The sequence below is a fragment of the Streptomyces sp. NPDC034049 genome, from assembly GCF_055575575.1.
In genome coordinates this window covers 45,809-64,052 of the sequence record NZ_JBVISJ010000016.1, presented here as the reverse complement: position 1 = coordinate 64,052, position 18,244 = coordinate 45,809, and the positions used below count along the sequence as shown (strand labels likewise).

At 69.3% G+C, this 18,244-nt stretch carries 16 protein-coding genes and 3 pseudogenes; 13 read left to right on the top strand and 6 right to left on the bottom strand.

What is annotated here, in order from left to right; genetic code table 11:
* The first annotated feature begins 73 nt into the window (after positions 1–73).
* Complete coding sequence (locus ACZ52C_RS34455; RefSeq protein WP_469078472.1) at positions 74–547, top strand: GNAT family N-acetyltransferase; 474 nt, start codon at positions 74–76, stop codon at positions 545–547.
* A 173-nt stretch (positions 548–720) separates the two neighbouring features.
* Positions 721–1,125 carry a DUF5958 family protein gene (locus tag ACZ52C_RS34450; protein WP_469078471.1) on the top strand — a complete coding sequence of 135 codons (405 nt, stop codon included), beginning with the start codon at positions 721–723 and terminating at the stop codon, positions 1,123–1,125.
* A 96-nt stretch (positions 1,126–1,221) separates the two neighbouring features.
* Here ACZ52C_RS34450 and ACZ52C_RS34445 read toward each other — a convergent pair whose 3' ends face one another.
* Together ACZ52C_RS34445 and ACZ52C_RS34440 are read right to left on the bottom strand one after the other, a co-directional pair.
* On the bottom strand, positions 1,222–2,196 hold the full coding sequence (locus tag ACZ52C_RS34445; RefSeq protein WP_469078470.1) for a GNAT family N-acetyltransferase: 975 nt from the start codon (positions 2,194–2,196) through the stop codon (positions 1,222–1,224).
* A 225-nt stretch (positions 2,197–2,421) separates the two neighbouring features.
* Positions 2,422–3,507 carry a LacI family DNA-binding transcriptional regulator gene (locus ACZ52C_RS34440; RefSeq protein ID WP_469078469.1) on the bottom strand — a complete coding sequence of 362 codons (1,086 nt, stop codon included), beginning with the start codon at positions 3,505–3,507 and terminating at the stop codon, positions 2,422–2,424.
* A 286-nt stretch (positions 3,508–3,793) separates the two neighbouring features.
* Between ACZ52C_RS34440 and ACZ52C_RS34435 the strand changes: the two genes are divergently transcribed.
* The 3 genes and pseudogenes from ACZ52C_RS34435 to ACZ52C_RS34425 form a co-directional block, all read left to right on the top strand.
* Positions 3,794–7,156 carry an alpha-L-rhamnosidase-related protein gene (locus tag ACZ52C_RS34435; protein ID WP_469078468.1) on the top strand — a complete coding sequence of 1,121 codons (3,363 nt, stop codon included), beginning with the start codon at positions 3,794–3,796 and terminating at the stop codon, positions 7,154–7,156.
* Between the two features lie 218 nt (positions 7,157–7,374).
* Positions 7,375–7,590, top strand: a pseudogene (locus ACZ52C_RS34430) (RNA polymerase sigma factor); the annotation flags it as partial.
* A gap of 10 nt (positions 7,591–7,600) precedes the next feature.
* Positions 7,601–7,930, top strand: a pseudogene (locus ACZ52C_RS34425) (zf-HC2 domain-containing protein); the annotation flags it as partial.
* A 172-nt stretch (positions 7,931–8,102) separates the two neighbouring features.
* On the opposite strand, the gene ACZ52C_RS34420 reads toward ACZ52C_RS34425, so the two are convergent.
* Positions 8,103–8,726: a TetR/AcrR family transcriptional regulator gene (locus ACZ52C_RS34420; protein ID WP_469078467.1), complete on the bottom strand. Its 624-nt coding sequence runs from the start codon at positions 8,724–8,726 to the stop codon at positions 8,103–8,105.
* A 183-nt stretch (positions 8,727–8,909) separates the two neighbouring features.
* Here ACZ52C_RS34420 and ACZ52C_RS34415 point away from each other — a divergent pair, with 183 nt between their 5' ends.
* From ACZ52C_RS34415 to ACZ52C_RS34405, 3 genes are all read left to right on the top strand, one after another.
* Positions 8,910–9,326, top strand: coding sequence for a nuclear transport factor 2 family protein (locus ACZ52C_RS34415; RefSeq protein ID WP_469078466.1), 417 nt, complete (start codon positions 8,910–8,912; stop codon positions 9,324–9,326).
* A 132-nt stretch (positions 9,327–9,458) separates the two neighbouring features.
* Positions 9,459–9,875 (top strand): nuclear transport factor 2 family protein, encoded by a 417-nt coding sequence (locus ACZ52C_RS34410; RefSeq protein ID WP_469078465.1) that lies wholly within the window; start codon positions 9,459–9,461, stop codon positions 9,873–9,875.
* A gap of 74 nt (positions 9,876–9,949) precedes the next feature.
* Positions 9,950–10,540: a flavodoxin family protein gene (locus ACZ52C_RS34405; RefSeq protein WP_469078464.1), complete on the top strand. Its 591-nt coding sequence runs from the start codon at positions 9,950–9,952 to the stop codon at positions 10,538–10,540.
* A gap of 318 nt (positions 10,541–10,858) precedes the next feature.
* Here the strand turns inward: ACZ52C_RS34405 and ACZ52C_RS34400 are convergent, their stop codons facing one another.
* Together ACZ52C_RS34400 and ACZ52C_RS34395 are read right to left on the bottom strand one after the other, a co-directional pair.
* Positions 10,859–11,974 carry an alkene reductase gene (locus ACZ52C_RS34400; protein ID WP_469078463.1) on the bottom strand — a complete coding sequence of 372 codons (1,116 nt, stop codon included), beginning with the start codon at positions 11,972–11,974 and terminating at the stop codon, positions 10,859–10,861.
* 561 nt (positions 11,975–12,535) lie between these two features.
* Complete coding sequence (locus ACZ52C_RS34395) at positions 12,536–13,885, bottom strand: aldehyde dehydrogenase family protein (protein WP_469078462.1); 1,350 nt, start codon at positions 13,883–13,885, stop codon at positions 12,536–12,538.
* 170 nt (positions 13,886–14,055) lie between these two features.
* On the opposite strand from ACZ52C_RS34395, the gene ACZ52C_RS34390 reads away from it, so the two are divergent.
* Positions 14,056–14,409, top strand: a complete 354-nt coding sequence (locus ACZ52C_RS34390) for an ArsR/SmtB family transcription factor (RefSeq protein WP_009342689.1) — start codon at positions 14,056–14,058, stop codon at positions 14,407–14,409.
* 177 nt (positions 14,410–14,586) lie between these two features.
* A pseudogene (locus ACZ52C_RS34385) lies at positions 14,587–14,700 on the top strand (transcriptional regulator); the annotation flags it as partial.
* 477 nt (positions 14,701–15,177) lie between these two features.
* Here ACZ52C_RS34385 and ACZ52C_RS34380 read toward each other — a convergent pair.
* Complete coding sequence (locus ACZ52C_RS34380) at positions 15,178–15,786, bottom strand: TetR/AcrR family transcriptional regulator (RefSeq protein ID WP_469078461.1); 609 nt, start codon at positions 15,784–15,786, stop codon at positions 15,178–15,180.
* A gap of 88 nt (positions 15,787–15,874) precedes the next feature.
* Here ACZ52C_RS34380 and ACZ52C_RS34375 point away from each other — a divergent pair, with 88 nt between their 5' ends.
* From ACZ52C_RS34375 to ACZ52C_RS34365, 3 genes are all read left to right on the top strand, one after another.
* Positions 15,875–16,594, top strand: coding sequence for an SDR family NAD(P)-dependent oxidoreductase (locus ACZ52C_RS34375; RefSeq protein ID WP_469078460.1), 720 nt, complete (start codon positions 15,875–15,877; stop codon positions 16,592–16,594).
* Between the two features lie 342 nt (positions 16,595–16,936).
* Positions 16,937–17,122, top strand: a complete 186-nt coding sequence (locus ACZ52C_RS34370) for a hypothetical protein (protein WP_469078459.1) — start codon at positions 16,937–16,939, stop codon at positions 17,120–17,122.
* Between the two features lie 119 nt (positions 17,123–17,241).
* Positions 17,242–17,691 (top strand): hypothetical protein, encoded by a 450-nt coding sequence (locus ACZ52C_RS34365; protein ID WP_469078458.1) that lies wholly within the window; start codon positions 17,242–17,244, stop codon positions 17,689–17,691.
* The last annotated feature ends 553 nt before the right edge of the window (positions 17,692–18,244 follow it).

The window sequence follows — 18,244 nt, the reverse complement described above, 5'->3', positions numbered from 1 at the left end:
CCGCCGACTCGCCAAATGAGACGACTTCCTCATGGGGGAGCACCCCGCCTTCTCGGCTGCCACGATGTACCACATGGCTCCGGAGAATCCTGGCGTGCTGGTGACGCGTCGTGCGACTGCCTCTGACTGGATCGGATTGGCCGGGATCGACTCCGTCGCCGCAGCGGGCGACCACGCGCGAGGGGTGAGTATCCGACGCTGGTGCGAACAAGGCAGGGTCCTCGTTGCCCGGGATGCGGTCGGTCCCTTGGGCTACAGCGTGCTGGAGTACACGTTCTTCGAGCAGGGCTTCGTCACCATGCTGATGGTCGCGCCCACCGCCCGCCGACAGGGCGTGGGCACGCATCTCCTCAAGGCCACTGAAGCCGCGTGCACCACACCGAAGCTGTTCACTTCGACCAATGTCTCCAACCACCCCATGCAGCGCCTCTTGCAGATCGTCGGCTGGAGCCCGGTCGGCCTGCTCCATGGCCTGGACGAAGGCGATCCCGAACTCTTCTACCTCTGTCCGGCCATCCGACTACGAGGGCCGGCCGACCATGGGTGACATCGCTCCGGGGGAGCTCATGTGGACGGCCGGGCTCGACGCCGAGATCGTCGTCACGACGCGAACTCCGACTCCCTACCCCCGTGACAATGCCGACGAGCCGTGAAGCAACTCCGTGCTCCCGTCGACGACACCGCTGAGGCCTTCGTCTCGCTGGACCAGGAGAAGTGATCATGACCGAGCGGGACATCATCCTCAACGAACTCGCCCAAGGTCTGCGCCCGATGGCACAGGGCGTCGAGTGGTTCGACGCCCAAGGCCCGGAGGAGCAGGCCGAAGTGCTCCTGTTCCTGTGCCATCACTGCGTGCAGGCCCGCGCCGTCACCGAGGACGGACCGGAGAGCATCCGGCGTGCCGGGCTGCGCCCGACGCACACGCCTGCGGTCCTGATCACCCGGGGCCCGATCGACCAGCAACTGGGCAAGATCGCCGGCCTCACTCCTGTCGATGAACGGCGCAAGGCGTTCCGGCTGTTGGTCGCGGTACTCGCGGTCGCGGACGAACGGCGCCGCGACCGCTTCTGCTCCGGCGGATGCGGTCACTGGTGGCACGACCTGCCTGCCGCCACGGGGGAGTGACGAGTCCTTACTCCACTGCGCCGATCACCGCGCTCAGGGCCCGCGAGGCATCATCGTATGTCGAACCACATGGCATTGCCGTGCCGGTGGTGCAGGTCAGCGCCAGTCGTCGATCACGTACGCGTCCGGGTGGCTGTAGCCGGGTTCGTTGGGCCTGTGCATCGTCACGCCTTGCAGCCAGGTACGGAAGCCACGGTCGACCATGGAGCGATAGGCGTCCTCGCGGGCCAGGTTCATTCCGGCGTCCAGTTGTCCGAGGCCCTTCTCGGCCGCCAACTGCTCGCACGCGTCCAGCAGTCGTTCGAACCTCTCCGCCGCGCCCGGGCCGGGCCGTACCGCGCCGAACTTGACGAAGCACACGTCCTCACCCGCCTCCGACCCCGCTCCGCAGTGGCAGACGGCCAGACCGTCGAGATCGGAGGCGGCGCCGTCGAGGAGGACGGTGTCACCGAGCCCCTGCTCCTGTGCGGCCGTGATCTCGCGCTCCACGTTCAGGCCCTCGTACACGGCTTCCGTCAGCGCGCGACCGAGGCCCAGCGCGTCGGGCCGCTCAGCCGCGGTCAGCTCGCCGTACAGCACACGGCCGGGGACCGCCGCACTCACGGCTACCTGTTTCTTCATGATGGCCGTGAGGAACCGGGGCCAGAAACCGTACCGGCGGTAGAGCTCGAGGTGCTTGGGACTGTGCGAGAAGGTGAACAGGCCGAGGTGGCGGTTCTCCCAGGTGTCGAAGCAGGCCATGACCGGCTCCATGAGGCGCCTGCCGACGCCCTGGTCCCACAGGTCCGGGCGTACGGTCAACGGGCCGAAGAACCCGACACTGCCCCAGTCGGCGGCGAAGTTCGAGCCGACGACCTCGCCCTCGACGGTCGCCGCGAAGGCCGCGTGCGGATCCGCCGCCCAGCGGGTGCGGACGTAGTCGGCGCTCCCGAAGAACGTCTCCGGCTCAGGGCTCCCGAGGAAGGTCCCGAAGGCCACCCTGAAGATCTCGTCGGCCCGGTCCAGATCCTGCTCGGCCAGCGGACGGACCGACACCGAGGCCGCGACACTCGGTCGCTTCGTCGCGGGCATGATCGCCCTCCTCTCCGCCCCCTTCCGTCGCAACCGCCCCCTTCCTCCGCGCCCACCCCTTCCATCGCACCACGCCCTCTTCCATCGCACCACGGACGCATGCCTCGGGCGAGGGACAGCTGCGGCCGTCAGCCGAGGAGGCGCGAGTGGCCGTGCGCTTCGAGTAGTGCGTTCACTTCCGGCACGCCCACCTCCCGTCGTGGAACGATCCACGTTCCACGCGACTCACCGGGTCGGCTGCCGCACCGGCAGCCCCGTCGACCCACTCCGAGGCGCCCCCGTGCTGCCCCGCGTCACCAGGTGTGGGGTCGACGCCGTCACGACCGCGCGGTCGCGTCGGCCTTCGACGCGTTCCAGCAGCAGCCGGGCCGCCGTCTCGCCCATCAGCGCGCCCGCCTGGTCGACACTGGTGAGGCTCACCGGGGCCAGCGCGGCGACCGACGTGTTGTTGTAGCCGGCGAGCGACAGGTCCTCGGGGACACGCAGGCCCAGCTCCGCCGCGGCCCGGAGGACACCGGTCGCGGCGACGTCCGCGCCGGCGAAGATCGCGGTGGGCGGGCGCTCGGAGGTGAGCAGTTCCCGCGCGCCCCGGTAGCCGCCCTCGTCCGAGTAGCCGGAGTGCACGATCCGGGCCAGGTCCGCCAGCCCGTGCCGGGCCATCGCCCCTCGGTAGGCGGCGCGGACGTGGTGCTCGGGCCGCTGCTCCCACTGGGTGCCGCGCACCGTCGGATGCGACAGGTGGGCGATGTCCCGGTGTCCGAGGTCGACGAGGTGGTCGATGACCAGGTCGACGCCCGTGCCGTCCTGGTTGACCACGCAGTCGTAGGCCGGTGAGGGGTCGTGGTGGCCGATGACCACCGTCGGCACCTCGGCCGCGAGACGCACCACCTCCGAGCGCCGGACGGCGGGCGCGATCAGGATCATGCCGTCCATGCGCCGGTCCACCATCGCGTGGATCAGCCGGGTCTGCTCCTCCTTCTCGGACTTCTCGGACGAGCCGCTGGAGCCGAGGAACAGCGCGTACTCGGTGTCCCGCAGGACCGCGTTCACGCCGTCCAGGAGATCGGCGTAGAAGGCGTTGCGGATACTCGCGAGGAGAACGCCGAGCGTGTACGTGCGCCCCCGCATCGCCCGCGCGGCGGCGTGCGGGCGGTAGCCCAGCTCGGCCATCGCCGTCCGCACCCGCTCACGCATCGCGGGGCTCACCCCGTAGCCGTTGTTGAGCACTTTCGACACCGCCGAGGTGGACACCCCGGCGGTGTGGGCGACATCGGCGATCGTGGCTCGCTTCGAGCCGCCGGTCGATTGCACTGGGGTTCCCACCTCCGTCGTCACGCACCGCTCCGCCTCGGCGGCGTTTTGGAACGTTACTCGCAGGGTCCTTGACGATCCGGCCCCCCTCGCCTCAGTGTTTGGGCGTTCCCCGTGTGGCACGTTTTACGAATGAGCCGCATGCGACCTCGGGTTGAATCGATTCAGTCCACCTCCAGGTCCACCTCCAGGTCCACCTCCAGGTCCACCTCCAGGTCCACCTCCCAGTCCGCCCCTCAGCCGCCCCTCTCAGCCGCCCCTCAGTCATCGCCGTAGGAGAGCCGCCATGCCCGACCTCACCCGCCGGTCCACCCTGTGCTCGGCCATAGCCGTGGCCCTCGCCCCCACCCTGGGCTCCCTCGTCCTGCCGGGGCTCGCGTCCACGGCGTCCGCCGCCGTCTCCTGGAGCGCGAAGTGGATCTGGGCCCCGGCCGGTTCCGCCAACCAGTGGGTGGCCTTCCGCAGATCGTTCACCCTCGCCGCGGCACCCTCGAAGGCGGTCACGCGGATCGCGGCGGACTCGAAGTACTGGCTGTGGGTCAACGGCACCCTGGTGGTCTTCGAGGGCGGGCTCAAGCGCGGCCCCAACCGTACGGACACCTACTACGACGAGATCGACCTCGCCCCGTACCTGAAGAGCGGCAGCAACACGGTGGCGCTGCTGGTGTGGTACTTCGGCAAGCAGGGCTTCTCGCACAACAGCAGCGGCAAGGGCGGGCTGCTGTTCCAGTCGGACATCGAGGCCGGCGCGAACACCACCCGGCTGGTCAGCGACACCGGCTGGAAGCACCGAGTCCACCCCGGTTACTCGAACAACACGAGCGGTACGCAGGTCAACTTCCGGTTGCCCGAGTCGAACGTCCACTACGACGCCCGTGCCGCCGCCGTCATGTCCGGCTGGCGCTCGCCCGGCTTCGACGACAGCGCCTGGACGGCGCCGACCGACTTCGGCGCCGTGGGCGCCGCGCCCTGGAACGGCCTCGTCGAGCGCCCGATCCCGCAGTTCCGCCACTCCGGACTGAAGACGTACGCCAACGCCTCGTCGCTGCCGACCACGGGCCGCGGATCCACCGCGATCTCGGCCACGCTGCCATCGAACATCCAGGTGACCCCGTTCCTGAAGGTGGACGCACCGGCCGGTGCCGTGATCGGCATCCAGACCGACCACTACGACGACGGCGCGGGACTGGTGGGCATCGAGCCCGGCACGCAGTACAACATGCGCGCCACCTACATCTGCGCCGGCGGGGTGCAGGAGTTCGAGTCGCTGGCGTGGATGAGCGGCACGGCGGTGCGGTACACGATCCCCGCCGATGTGACGATCCTGGAGCTGAAGTACCGGGAGTCGGGCTACGACACCGACTTCGCGGGGTCGTTCAGCAGCAACGACGCCTTCCTGGACACCCTGTGGACCAAGGCCGCGCGCACCATGTACGTCAACATGCGCGACAATTACATGGACTGCCCCACGCGTGAGCGTGCCCAGTGGTGGGGTGACGTGGTCAACCAGCTCAAGGAGGGCTTCTACACCTTCGACACCAGGTCCCACGCCCTCGGCAAGAAGGCCATCGCCCAGCTCGCCGCCTGGCAGAAGTCCAGCGGCGCCCTGTACTCCCCGGCCCCCACGACGATCTGGACCGCCGAACTGCCCGTCCAGATGCTCGCCTCGGTGTGGTCCTTCTGGACGTACTACCTCTACACCGGTGACGAGAGCGCGGTCACCGGCGCCTACCCGGCGGTGAAGAAGTACCTCGACCTGTGGACCCTGGACGGCGACGGCCTGGTCAACCACCGGGCGGGCGACTGGGACTGGGAGGACTGGGGCTCGAACATCGACGCCCGCGTCCTCGACAACTGCTGGTACTACCTCGCCCTGGACACCGCCGCCAAGCTCGCCGACCTCAGCGGCAACACCGGCGACGTGGCGGGGTGGAAGTCCCGGCGCGACAGCATCAAGGCCAACTTCGACCGCGTCCTGTGGAACTCCTCCCGGGGCGAGTACCGCTCACCCGGCTACACCGGTGACACCGACGACCGTGGCAACGGACTCGCCGTCGTCGCCGGCCTGGCCCCCGCCTCCCGGTACAAGGCCGTCACCGAGGTGCTGCGCACGCACCTCAACGCCAGCCCCTACATGGAGTTCTACGTCCTCGAAGCGCTCTACCTCATGGGCGCGGCCACCGTCGCCGAGGAGCGGATGCGCAACCGCTTCGCCGCCCAGGTCACCGACCCCGCCTGCCACACCCTGTGGGAGCTGTGGGACAAGGCCGCCGGCACCGACAACCACGCCTGGAACGGCGGCCCCCTGTACGCCCTGTCCGCCTACGCCGCGGGCGTCCGCCCCACCGAGCCCGGCTGGAGCCGGTACGAGGTCGTCCCGCAGACCGGCACCCTGACGAAGATCAACTCCGTCGTGCCGACGGGCAAGGGCGACGTCCGCTTCGGGATCACCCGCGACGGCACCAAGGTGACGCTGACGCTCACGTCACCCGGCGGCACGACCGCCCGGGTGGGCGTGCCCACCTACGGCGGCGCGCAGCCCGTCGTCAAGGCGGGCGACACCACGGTCTTCAGCGGCGGCTCCGCCACCGGCAGCGTCGGCGGGCTGACCTACGACGGCAAGGACGCCTCGTACGTCTACTTCCTCCTCCAGCCGGGCGCGTGGACGTTCACGGTCACCGGAGCGGGCCGGCTCGACGACCTCGCGCTCGGCCGCCCCGTCACCAGCAACAACAGCCTGGAGAACGGCGAGTGGGGCAGGAGCCGGCTCACCGACGGCAAGCTCACCGGTGTCAGCGGCGCACGCGGCTACACCAGCAACGACTTCTCCTCCGCCGACATCGGCGCCAACCCCGTCTGGGTCGAGGTCGACCTCGGTGCCGACACCGACCTCGACGCCGTACGCCTCTTCCCCCGCACCGACACCCCGGCCGCCGGGGGCGGCACGGCCGGCTTCCCGGTCGACTTCACGATCCAGAGCCGCGCGGACGGGGCCACCGCTTACACCACCGTCCGCACCGTCACCGGGCAGGCCGACCCCGACGGCCGCGTGCAGACGTACGGCTTCAGGACCACGACCGCCCGGTACGTGCGGCTCCAGGCCACGCGGCTCGGCGCCCCCGCCACGGACGAGTCCGCCAAGTACCGCCTCCAGCTCGCCGAACTCACCGTCCCCACCGCCGCGACCACGGTCACCGGCAACTGCACCCTGGAGAACGGCGACTGGGGCAAGACCCGAGTCCTGGACGGCGTCCTCACCAGCGCGGCCGGCGCCAAGGGCTTCACCAGCATCGACTTCCCCTCCGCCGACGTCGGCGACACACCCGTGTGGATCGAGGTCGACCTCGGCGCCGACCGGGCCATCGGCACCGTCACCCTCCACCCGCGCACGGACACCGCCGGCGCGGGCGGCGGCACCGCGGGCTTCCCGGTCGACTTCACGATCCAGACCCGCCTCGACGGCGCCACCTCCTACACCACCGCCCGCACCGTCACCGGCGAACCCAACCCCGACGGAGCCGCCCAGACCTACCCCCTCTCCTCCGCCACCGGCCGCCACCTGCGGCTGAGGGTCACCAGGCTCGGCAGGCCCGCCACGGACGAGTCCGCCAAGTACCGTCTGCAACTCGCCGAGATCCGCATCGGCTGACCCACCCCGCCCCCTGCGCCGAGGGCTCCCCACGAGGATGTCACGTACAGCCTGTATGTCTCGTACGCCTCGTACGCCTCGTACGTCTCGTACGCCTCGTACGTCTCGTACGTCTCGTGCGGGAGCCTTCGGCGTGGTCGATTGCCGTTCCGGAGAATGTCGTCCGCCGCGGTGTGAACCGCTCGGGGCCTCCCGTCCGATGAGGGGGTGTGAGCGAAATGAAACGGGGGAGTCCGGGCGACGCCGAGCTGATGCGGGCGGTCGCGGACGGGGACCGCCGCGCCTTCGAAGAGCTGTCCCGCCGGTACGCGCCCTGGCTCGTGCTGCGGCTGCGCGGGCGGTGCGCCGATCCGGTGCTGGTCGACGACGTCGTACAGGAGACGTTCCTCGACGTGTGGCGGGGAGCCGCCCGCTACCACCGGGAAGGCGACGTGGTCACCCGTCGAGTCGCTCCTGATCCGGCTGGGGGTGGCCGACCACACAGCGCGGCTGCTCGCGGCGACCCCGGTGCTGCGCCGCTCCTGGCTCGGCGCCGTGGTGCTCACACTGCTGCTCGCGGTCGGCGTGGGCGTGGCCGCGTCACCGCTGATGCTCCTGGCCACGGCGCCGCTGCTGCCGCTGGCGGGGGTGGCGGTCTCCTTCGGTCCGGGCCTTGACCCGACGTACGAGACCGCGGTGGTCGCGCCGATGCACACCTTCCGGCTGCTGATGGTGCGGACGGTCGCGGTGCTGGCGACGACGACGGCACTGAGCGCACTGGCGAGCCTGGCCCTGACACCACCCACGGTCTCGGCCGCTGGGCTGACCCTGAGTTGTCGCGGCACGAGAGCGGTGGACGACGTCACGCTGCGGCTCACCGAGGGAGTGACGGGGCTGCTCGGGCCGAACGGCGCACATTTTGCTTATGTCCGCCGCGGCATGTCCGTCGTCGGACGAGAGGGGGATGTCAGCGCCGCACGTTCGGTGCGTCCGCCCTGGGGATCAGCTCCAGCGCCGCCCGGGCCGTCTGCCGGAGCGTCGCGGCGTCGACACCCGCCTTGGCCATGTTGTCGATGCCCCTGATCACGCTCAGCAGCAGATATCCCAGGGCTGTGGCGTCGGCGTGCTCGGCCACTTCTCCCGCGTCCTGGGCGTCGCGTATCGCGGACGCGAGGGCGCCGGCGAGATCCTCGAACGCGCGACGGGCCGTGGCCGCCACCATCTCGTCCTCTCCGGCGCGGTCCGCGGTGACCTTGGTGAGGAAGCATCCCCGGCGGGGCGACTCGGTCGCGAAGGCGTCGGCGAGTGAGACGACGTAGCGCTCCAGGCGGGCCATCGGCGAGGTGAGCACCGCGTGCGGGCCGTCCCGCAGCTCCTCGCGGGCCTGGGCGACGAGGCCCTGGCAGTAGTCGGAGAAGACGCGCACATAAAGGTCGTGCTTGTTGCCGAACGCCTTGTAGATGCTGCCCTTGCCCAGGCCGGTCGCGTCCATGAGGTCGTAGGTGGACGTGCCGACGAATCCGGTGGTCCAGAACCGGTCGCGGACAACATCGAGCACGGTGGTCTCGTCGAAGCCTCGGTTTCGTCCCATGACCTCACGATACCTCATTGTGGTCCAGGTGGACCACAATGGTCGGCAACCCGGCCCTCGGTGCCGGCGGGGACGGATCGCCTGACGCTCTTCGCTTTGTTGACCGACTGGACCACTTCATGCTCCTATTGTGGTCCAGCTAGTCAACAAAGCCGCGTCAGTCGGCAACCCCGTGGAGAACTGATGACTCAGAGCCGAACGAAGACGGAGACGGAGCGGAACAAGGCCGCCGTCCTCGAATTCCTGACGACCGCGTTCAACTCGAAGGACTTCACCGCGCTGGACCGGTACCTGCACCCCGATTACATCCAGCACAACCCGTTCATCCCGCCGGCCAGGGCCGGGCTGCGCACGTTCATCGCGGACCTGCCCGACGCCAGCCGGTACGAGCCGGGAGCGATCATCGCCGAGGGAGACCTGGTCATGATCCACGGCAGGTACTCCGGCAGCACCGAGACGCCCCTCGTGGTGGTCGACATATTCCGCTTCGAGGAGGGCCTGGTGGTGGAGCACTGGGACGTCCTGCAGGACGAAGTGCCCGCGAAGGACGCGGTAGCGGGCAACCACATGTTCACCAACCCGCAGGCCGGCCGGGCCTGAGGCACCGGACCGGCGAGGCGGGCGGCACGGGCCGCGCGGGCCATGACGGCGAGCGGCTCGACCGCACTTCCTGTTCCAGGGCTGAGGCCCGACCGACACCTGATGCAAACGAAGAGACAAAGGACAAGGACGATGACAACAGATACGCAGACCCCGCGGACCGTGGCCCAGAAGTTCGTGGAGCGCCTCGCAAAGCATGACCCCGACGGCATCCAGGAACTGTTCGCCGAGGAGATCGACTGGCACGTCCCCGGCAGCGACGCGCTGCCCTGGACCGGGCGCCGTACCCGCCGGGAGGAGGTCGCGCCGTACTTCACCACGATGTGGTCGCACTTCGCGGACGGCAAGAGCAAGGCCGTGCTGGAGCGCGTCATCGTCGACGGTGGTGACGTGGTGCTGCTTGCGGTCTTCACGCACACCGTCGCGGCCAATGGCAAGGAGTTCAGCACACCGACGGCCATGCACCTGACGGTCGAGGACGGCCGGATCGTTCGCCTGCACCAGTACGAGGAGACGCTGACCGTCGCCGAGGCGTTCAACGCCAGCTGAGCAAAGAGTACTCAAGGGCCCCGCGGCCCGGATCCCGCGCGGCCCGACATGCACATCCGAAGGAGCAAGTGAACGTGACCACCCCTGTCGTCTCCATCGCCTACCACTCCGGCTTCGGCCACACCGCCGTCCTCGCCGAGGCCGTCCGCGATGGGGTGACCACCGCCGGCGCCACCGCCCACCTGATCAACGTCGAGGAGATCTCCGAGGAGCAGTGGAACCTGCTCGACGCCTCGGACGCGATCATCTTCGGCTCGCCCACCTACATGGGCACCGCCTCCGCCGTCTTCCACGCCTTCGCCGAGGCCAGCTCCAAGCGCTGGTTCAACCAGGCGTGGAAGGACAAGATCGCCGCAGGTTTCACCATCTCCGCGGGCAAGAGCGGCGACAAGCTCAACACCCTGCAATACTTCACCGTGCTCGCCGGGCAGCACCACATGCACTGGGTCGGCCTCGGCCTGATGCCCGGCTGGAACACCTCCACGGCGTCCGAGAACGACCTCAACCGCCTCGGCTTCTTCCTCGGCGCCGCCGCCCAGAGCAACCAGGACCAGGGCGTCGAGGGCGTACACAAGGCCGACATCGCCACCGCCTCCGAGCTCGGCAAGCGCGTCGTCGAGGTCGCCCGCGTCTACGCCGCAGGCCGCACCGCCCTCGCCGCCTGAGCGACCGACGCCGAGGCGGATGCGTGGCCCGGACGACGAGCTGGTGCCCGACGAAGCGCACCGGCAACCGCTCCGGACCGGGCAGCAGCACCACAGACTCGCGATCAGCGACGCGCAGCGACGCCACCATGAGGCGGTCGCTTGGCCTTGAACAACGGAACCGTGGTTGGCGCCGAGATTGATCTTGAGCGCTGGCGCCCTTCGGTACACCCCCCCGGCTCCGACCGCGGGCTCAATGGGGCGGGCACGGTGTCGCCGGTCGGACGCCTGTCCATGAGTGAGTGGGGCTGCCGCATGGACAGGCGTGACCCGTGGGCCTCAAGCCGTTTCGAGGAAGGGGTAGTCGGTGTAGCCCTCGGCGTCCAGCCCGTAGAACAGTTCCGGCCGCGGCTCGTTCTCCGGGTGGCCACCCTGCCAGCGCGCGACCAGGTCGGGGTTGGCGATGAGGGCCCGGCCCACGGCCACGGCGTCGGCGTGGTCGGCTTCGAGCTGCCGGAGGGCCCGCTCGCGGGTGGTCTGCCCCCCGCCGAGGGGGCCGTTGTTGACGATCAGCTTGCCGTCGAAGCGCCGTCGCAGCTCCTGTACCAGGTCGCCGCCCGGCTCGGCGTGCAGTACGGAGAGGTAGGCCAGGCCCAGCGGGCGCAGTTGGTCGAGCAGGGTGCCGTAGGTGGCCAGGACGTCGTCCCGGTCGGTCTCGAAGACGTCCCCGAAGTCGACCTCCGGTGAGATCCGCAGCCCGACCCGCTCGGCACCGACGGCCTGGGCGATGGCCGTGACGACCTCGACGACGAAGCGGGCGCGGTTGTGCGGCGAGCCGCCGTATTCGTCGGTGCGCTGGTTGGCCGCCGGGGAGAGGAACTGGTGGAGCAGGTAGCCGTTGGCGCCGTGGATCTCCACGCCGTCCGCTCCCGCCTCGATGGCCCGGCGGGCCGCGGTGACGAAGTCCTTGAGGGCTGCACGGACCTCTGCGGTGGTCATCGCTTCCGGTACGGGGTAGGGCTGCTCGCCCTTCTCGGTGAACGTCTCGCCGCTGCGGGCGATCGCGCTGGGGGCGAGGACGCGGCGGCCGCCGTTGATGTCGGGGTGGGTCTGGCGGCCGGCGTGCATGAGCTGCAGGACGATGCGGCCGCCCTCGGCGTGCACCGCCTCGAACACCCGCTGCCAGCCGGCCGTCTGCTCGTCGGTGGCGATGCCCGGCTCACCGACATACCCCTGCGACGCGTGGTCGGGGTAGGTGCCCTCGGCGATGATCAGCCCGACGCTCGCCCGCTGCCGGTAGTACTCGACCATCAGGTCCCCGGGGATGCCGGAGGAACCGGCCCGGACCCGGGTCATCGGTGCCATGACGATGCGGTTGGCGAGTTCGATCTTCCCGAGAGAGACGGGCGAGAAAAGTGAGGGAGCGGGCGAGACTTCTGAAGTGTTGACAGGCATGGGTTTCTTTCTTTCTGCACTACGGAGGGAAACGGGACGAAGGTCTGCGACGCAGGGGGTCCACGCCGTCCCGGCAGAGGCGCGGATGCGGTCCTCGGGCAGGCGCGGGCCCGCTGACGGTGACGCGGTTCCATGACCGCGATCGGGGTGTGGGTGGCGTTGGCGGCGAACGTGGTGAGAGCCGCATGCCGTCGGCGTCGACGCCGGTGTTGACGCCGGTTCAAGCGCAACTGCCCGCCGGAGTAAGGGCGTTCGACCGGTGCGCACGATCAGCAGTCAGCAGTCAGCAGTCAGCAGTCAGCAGTCAGCAGTCAGCCAGTCAGCCAGGCGACGAAGTCATGGGTGGCGCCGCCGGAATCGGTACGGATCGGTGTCTGCAGGCCGCGCCGCGACCGACTCCCTCGACGCGCCCCCGCGAAGAGGGCCGATACACGGCTTCACCTGGAACGCGCTTCCGGCGGTGGCGGGAACAGCGATCTCAGCGCTCCTCATTTTCACCGACCTGAGGCACTTCGGCCGGCCGATCGCCCATCGGACAGCCTGCTCCACGCAGGCGCGGGCCTAGCTGAGCGGCACGTCCGCGACGGCCTTGAGGTGGCTGAACGTCTCCAGGGTGTACCGGCCGTGGTATCGGCCCATGCCGCTTTCGCCGACGCCTCCGAAGGGCAGGCTGGTCAGGAGCAGTTGCATCGGCGGCTGGCCCCAGGCGACGCCGCCGGAGGACGTCTCGTTCACCAGGCGCGCCTTGACGGCTTCGGACTCGGTGAAGGCGTAGAGCGCGAGGGGCTTGTCGCGTTCGTTGATGAAGGCGATGGCGGCATCGAGGTCTTCGACTTCGACGACGGCGAGGATGGGACCGAAGATCTCCTCCTGCATGATGGGCGATGCGGGGTCGACGTCGGTGAGTACGGTCGGTGCGATGAACAGGTCGTCACGGTCGTGCTGGCCTCCCACCGCCACCCGGCCGGAGTCCAGCAGGCGGGTGAGCCGGTCGAAGTGCCGCTCGTTGATGATCCGGCCGAAGTCGGGTGAGGTCTGCGGGCTGGTGCCGAACTGGGCCTCGACCGCCGCGCGCAGGGCGGGGACCAGTGCGGCGGCGGTGGCAGGATCGGCCAGGACGTAGTCGGGGGCGATGCACATCTGCCCCGCGTTGCCGAACTTGCCGCCGACCAGCCGCTTCGCGGTCTCCTCCACGTCGGCGTCGGGCGCCACGAAGACCGGTGACTTGCCTCCGAGTTCGAGTGTGACGGGGGTGAGGTGCTTGGCGGCCGCGGCCATGACGATCCGGCCGACGGTGCCGTTGCCGGTGTAGAAGATGTGGTCGAAACGCTGCGCCAGGAGGGCCGTGGTCTCCTCGACGCCCCCCTCGACGACGGTGAGCACGTCGGCGTCGAAGTACTCGCGCAGCAGGCGTGAAGCGAGTGCCGAGGTGTGCACCGCGATCTCGCTCGGCTTGGCCACCACGGTGTTCCCTGCGGCCAGGGCGCCGATGACGGGGTCGATGAGAAGGTGCAGCGGGGCATTCCACGGAACGATCACCAGGACGACCCCGAGCGGGTCGTACTTGGTGTACGCCGTGGTCGCGGGACCACCGAAGTGGGCGGGAACCTCCACCGGGCGGGGCTCAAGCCAGCCCTCGAGGTTCGCCAGTGCCTCGTCGATGTCACCAATCGTGGAGTCGATCTCGTGCGCCTTGGCCTCGGCGGCGTTCTTCCTCAGATCCGCCCAGAGCGCTTCGATCAGCTCCTTCTCGTTCTCGACCAGCAGCGCCCGCAGCCGCCGCAGCTGGTCGACGCGCCAGTCCAGTGGGCGGGTGACGCCGGTGTTGAACGTCGCACGAAGGCGGCCCACCACCTCCGCGGCCGTCTCGCTCTGGTGCGTCCTCGACTCGATCCCCTGTGTTGTGGTCATGGGGTGTTGCTCCGTTCTTGATGCAGGCCGCGCCGTCAAAGGCGTTGGCGGCATGCCGTGGTACCGGTGATGGGCAACCCGGCGGATGACGGATGAAGGGGCAATCCGTGTCTTCACTGTAGCCCATGTACGCGCCGACGCGAACATGGCGCCGGGGTTATTCTTTCCCCATGGCCAGCCGCACCTCGTCACCCCTCGTCCACCCCGACACGGACGACCTCGACCTCTTCAAGATCATGAGCGCACTGACCGACGAGACCCGGCTCACCATCGTCGTCACCCTCTCCGTCTCCCCCGGCCTGGCCTGTAGCGGCTTCACGCAGGACGTCACCGCGTCCGTACTCACCCGCCACTTCCGCGTCCTGCGCGAGGCCGGTCTCATCCGGCAGCACGACGTCGGCACCCGCCGCTTCAACACGCTGCGCAAGGAAGACCTGGACCAGCGCTTCCCCGGACTGCTCGACCTCGTCCTCAAGGAGAGCGTCGGCCGCGTGGAGCCCTACGTGAACGCCGAGAGCGCCTGACCCTCCGGGGCGCCCCTCCGTGGCCGTGACGAACCGGACCCACCGCAGCCAGGTGTCCAGCTTGCGGTCGGCTTCGATCACGTCGAACAACACCTCATGCGCCGAGCGGCAGTAACCGGTGCCCCAGCAAGGCGATACGCCACCGGCCCCGACATACCCGCTTACCCGGAGGCGGCGTACCACGCCGAACCCGGTTCCCCGTCGGCGGAGGCACTACGACTGCCGGCCGGCTGGGGCACCGACGCGACAAGGGCGGGAGCCGGGATGCCGCCGGCACGCACGGCTCGATGAACAGTTGATCATCGGTAGTTGGCTGTGCGCCACGCCCAGCGTCCCTTCGCACGCCAGACGCCTCCGGGGCCGGTGTCGGATTCAGGACGGCGCGGGCGTGCTGCGGTAGGCGGTGGAAGAACGGCGGCGCCGCTGCGCAGGGCGTCGTTTTCGAGGGCCGGCCGGCTGATGGTTTCCGCGTACAGGTGTTCCGGCGGGCCGACTTCTCCCCACACGCCTGCCGCGTCGACATCAGGTACCGCTCCAGGTGACGCACCCGCAGCTCCTCCACCCATCGCGGCGGTTCCGTAGGCCCGTTGACCGTGGACACCTTCCGGTCCCAGCTCGTGTCCTACGGACGAGGTCCACGCTCGTCGCGACGACGCCACCACCCGTACGCCGCCCGGTCATCCATGGACGCGTCGCGCCAGTCCCGCCGGCCTCGCGCGAACCACAAAAAGTCGAAGTACGTACGCAGATCCCGGGCTAACCGGATGACTACAGCTTTGGCCAGCTGCCCAACGCGAGATTCGCGACTTGCAGCAGCTCAGGGCGGGAACTACCACTCGCGGCCTGGACGGCGATCCCGTTGGCGACTGTCCTCAGGTAGAGCGCAAGCAGATGAGGATCTGTGGAAGGCGGAAGGTCGCCGGCGTCCACCGCCTGTTGAAACCGGCGCGTCAAGTGGGCTATCCCCTCCTCACGCCATGCGATGAGTGCGTCTCGGACCGGGCGGCTCTCATCCCCGGTGGCCAACGCACCCAGCACGCCAAGACAGCCCGCGGGCAACCCCGGCACGGTCGCCGCCTCGACCGTCCCGTGAAGCACGGCGGTGGCCACTGCTCGACTTGTGGACTCTGTCAGAGCTTGAGCGAAGTAGGAGGTCAGGCCCTCGGTGTACCGCTCCAGCGCCTTGTAGAAGAGGTCTTCTTTGTTGCCGAACGCCCGGTACAGGCTGGGGCGGCTGATCCCCATCGCTTCGGTGAGGTCGTCAAGGCTGGCGCCCTCGAAACCCTTTGACCAGAACACCAGGACTGCACGATCGAGCGCCTCGTCGATGTCGAACGCGCGAGGCCTGCCGGGGGAGGCCGGTGTCGTCGAGGTCATTTCTTCATCCTACTCCTTCGGTACCGATCGGTACGGATGTGCTAACGTGTTGCGTACCAATCGGTACGCAATAACGGAGGGTGACATCGTGTCACAGATAGTGCTCATCACTGGCGGGACCTCAGGCATCGGCCTGAGCCTCGCCCAATCCTTCGTGGAGGCTGGGGCGTCCGTCGTCGTCTGCGGGCGTTCGCAGGCAGCGCTGGACCGATTCGCGCAGGCACACCCGCAGGCGCTGGCCGTGCGGGCTGATGTGACGAACCCAGCCGATCGGGCAACGCTGTTGCAAGCAGTCGCTGATCGCTTCGGGCGTCTGGACGTGCTGGTCAACAACGCCGGTACGTTCGAGGAACGCGACTACGCCGTCGGTAAGAACCCCAATGCGACGCTCGATGCCGAGGTGGCACTGAACCTCACCGCCCCCATCCACTTGACGGGTGAAGTGCTCGAGCGATGGCCGTCGCCCGACGCGATCGTCTTCATCACCTCGGGGTTCGCTCTGGTCTCGCCCACTCGCGCGCCCACCCACGGCGCGGTGAAGGCCGGCCTGCACGGCTTTGCGGACGGCCTGCGCCGTCAACTCGCCCCGCAGGGCACCCATGTCCTTGAGGTCCTCCCACCGTCCACGGACACGCCCATGAACGCCGAAGCCACGGGAAAGAAACTGACTCCCGCACAGGTGACGGCGGTCACGATGAAAGCCCTTCGACGCAGGCGGAACATGGCATTCCCCGGCCAGACGAAAGTCATGCCCGCCATGCTGCGCATCGCGCCGGGCACACTGCGACGCGTCGTCGCCGCGCTCTGAACCCCACAGAAATCCTTCCCCCGGCAACACGTCACCGAGCGGGCCGAATGGACTCCCGTCTCCCGCGAAGCCGAAGGCACGTAGCGTTTCAGCCCAGGGCCGGTGCCGCGACTCTGTTGGTGATCTTGCCGGGGCCGGCTGGGGGCGGTGCAGAGGGCGCGGAAGTGGCTTGGTGCCCGCCGGGGACGGGTCGGTTCGGCGATCCAGTCGGCGATGCGGGTGACGCTGCAGGCCAGTGCGGTCAGGACGTGCCCGATGTGCGTTTTCGGCAGACCCCGGTAGCGGGTTCGGCGCAGGCCGCAGGCGCGGACCCGTAATCTGAGCCCGCGCGGAGTGGCGGCCATGGTCGTCGAATACCCCGTGGCGCCAAGCGGCTCCGCCAGACTGCGCCTACAGGTCATGCCGTCCCACACACCCGAACAAGCCGGGCAGGCCGCCGCCGCCATCGCCGCCGCGGTGTCCGAGGCCCGAACCGCCATCGACAGCCTCGACGCCGCTTCGAGCCTCGTCCGCCCCGACTCGCACTGAAGCGTCCCAGGATGAGCAGCCTGCCGGCGTTCCACGCCGTCGTTGCCGACCAGGTCGAATTCCTGACCCGCCACCTCCTGAACAACTGACCGGCCCGTTCCGGATTGAAAGGATTCCCCATGCCCAAATTCCCCCTCCACCTGGTTCCTTCCCGCAGAGCGCTGACGACCGGGCGCTTCATCGTCGCGGCCACCCACTTGTTCACCCCGCGGCTGGCCGCGCGGGCTTTCCAGCTCACGGCCAGCGGTACCCCGGCGATCCCTTATGCGCGGATGTTCGCGATCCGCAACGCTGCTCTCGGGCTTGGACTGCAACGGATGGACAGTTTCACCCGGCCCCAGCAGCAGCAGTTTCTTGCGGTGAACATCGTCATGGACTCGGTCGATGCCGCCGCTTTCCTGGCTGCGGGCCTGCGGCGCGACGTCAGCCGTACCTCGGCCATGCTGTCCGCCGCCGTGGCTCTTTCTGCGGTGGTGGCCGGTACCACGGCCCTCATCGAGCACAAGCAAGCGGCCGCCCAAGAAACGGAGCCGACAGCGACGGCGCCATCGAACAGCGACTGGAAGTGACCGCACCGGCGTGGCACCGCAGCTGATCCACCGCAGTGCCTCCATCGGCTGGAGGCCGCCGAGGACGGGTTGGCGGTCTCTGTCGAGTTCGGCGTCGGGCGGATGAGGTTCCGGCGAAGACGTGGACGACGGTGCCCGGTGCCGTCGACGGTGAGAGCGGCCGGCTTCCCCCGACGGGGCCGGCCGGGTCACCGGCTGCTCGCACTGGTGGCGATCGCGGGGGAGGACGGCGAGAGCGAGGATGCCGCCGGTGCGGGCGAGTACGGGGTAGCCGGAGGCGGAGACGACGAGGCCGGAGCTGAAGCCCCCGGTGGCGCCGGCGATGGCGATGGAGACGCCAGCCGTGCCCTGGTTCTTGGCTCGGGTGGCCAGCGGCACGGCATCGGTGATCATCGCGGTGCCGGAGACGAGGCCCAGGTTCCACCCCAGCCGCGGCAGGCGCCTCGGCGGCGGTGATTTGATTCCGGCGGCGAGGAGGGTGAGGCCGGAGGCTGCGGCTGCCGGTGTACGGCCGTACCGGTCGACGAGCCAGCCGGTCAGCGGGGAGGGCAAT

Coding starts and splice junctions, on each gene's coding strand:
- ACZ52C_RS34435 (WP_469078468.1), top strand. CDS start 3,794: ATGCCCGACCTCACCCGCCGGTCCACCCTGTGCTCGGCCATAGCCGTG.
- ACZ52C_RS34420 (WP_469078467.1), bottom strand. CDS start 8,726: ATGGGACGAAACCGAGGCTTCGACGAGACCACCGTGCTCGATGTTGTC.
- ACZ52C_RS34380 (WP_469078461.1), bottom strand. CDS start 15,786: ATGACCTCGACGACACCGGCCTCCCCCGGCAGGCCTCGCGCGTTCGAC.
- ACZ52C_RS34455 (WP_469078472.1), top strand. CDS start 74: ATGGCTCCGGAGAATCCTGGCGTGCTGGTGACGCGTCGTGCGACTGCC.
- ACZ52C_RS34415 (WP_469078466.1), top strand. CDS start 8,910: ATGACTCAGAGCCGAACGAAGACGGAGACGGAGCGGAACAAGGCCGCC.
- ACZ52C_RS34390 (WP_009342689.1), top strand. CDS start 14,056: ATGGCCAGCCGCACCTCGTCACCCCTCGTCCACCCCGACACGGACGAC.
- ACZ52C_RS34450 (WP_469078471.1), top strand. CDS start 721: ATGACCGAGCGGGACATCATCCTCAACGAACTCGCCCAAGGTCTGCGC.
- ACZ52C_RS34365 (WP_469078458.1), top strand. CDS start 17,242: ATGCCCAAATTCCCCCTCCACCTGGTTCCTTCCCGCAGAGCGCTGACG.
- ACZ52C_RS34410 (WP_469078465.1), top strand. CDS start 9,459: ATGACAACAGATACGCAGACCCCGCGGACCGTGGCCCAGAAGTTCGTG.
- ACZ52C_RS34400 (WP_469078463.1), bottom strand. CDS start 11,974: ATGCCTGTCAACACTTCAGAAGTCTCGCCCGCTCCCTCACTTTTCTCG.
- ACZ52C_RS34445 (WP_469078470.1), bottom strand. CDS start 2,196: ATGCCCGCGACGAAGCGACCGAGTGTCGCGGCCTCGGTGTCGGTCCGT.
- ACZ52C_RS34395 (WP_469078462.1), bottom strand. CDS start 13,885: ATGACCACAACACAGGGGATCGAGTCGAGGACGCACCAGAGCGAGACG.
- ACZ52C_RS34370 (WP_469078459.1), top strand. CDS start 16,937: ATGGTCGTCGAATACCCCGTGGCGCCAAGCGGCTCCGCCAGACTGCGC.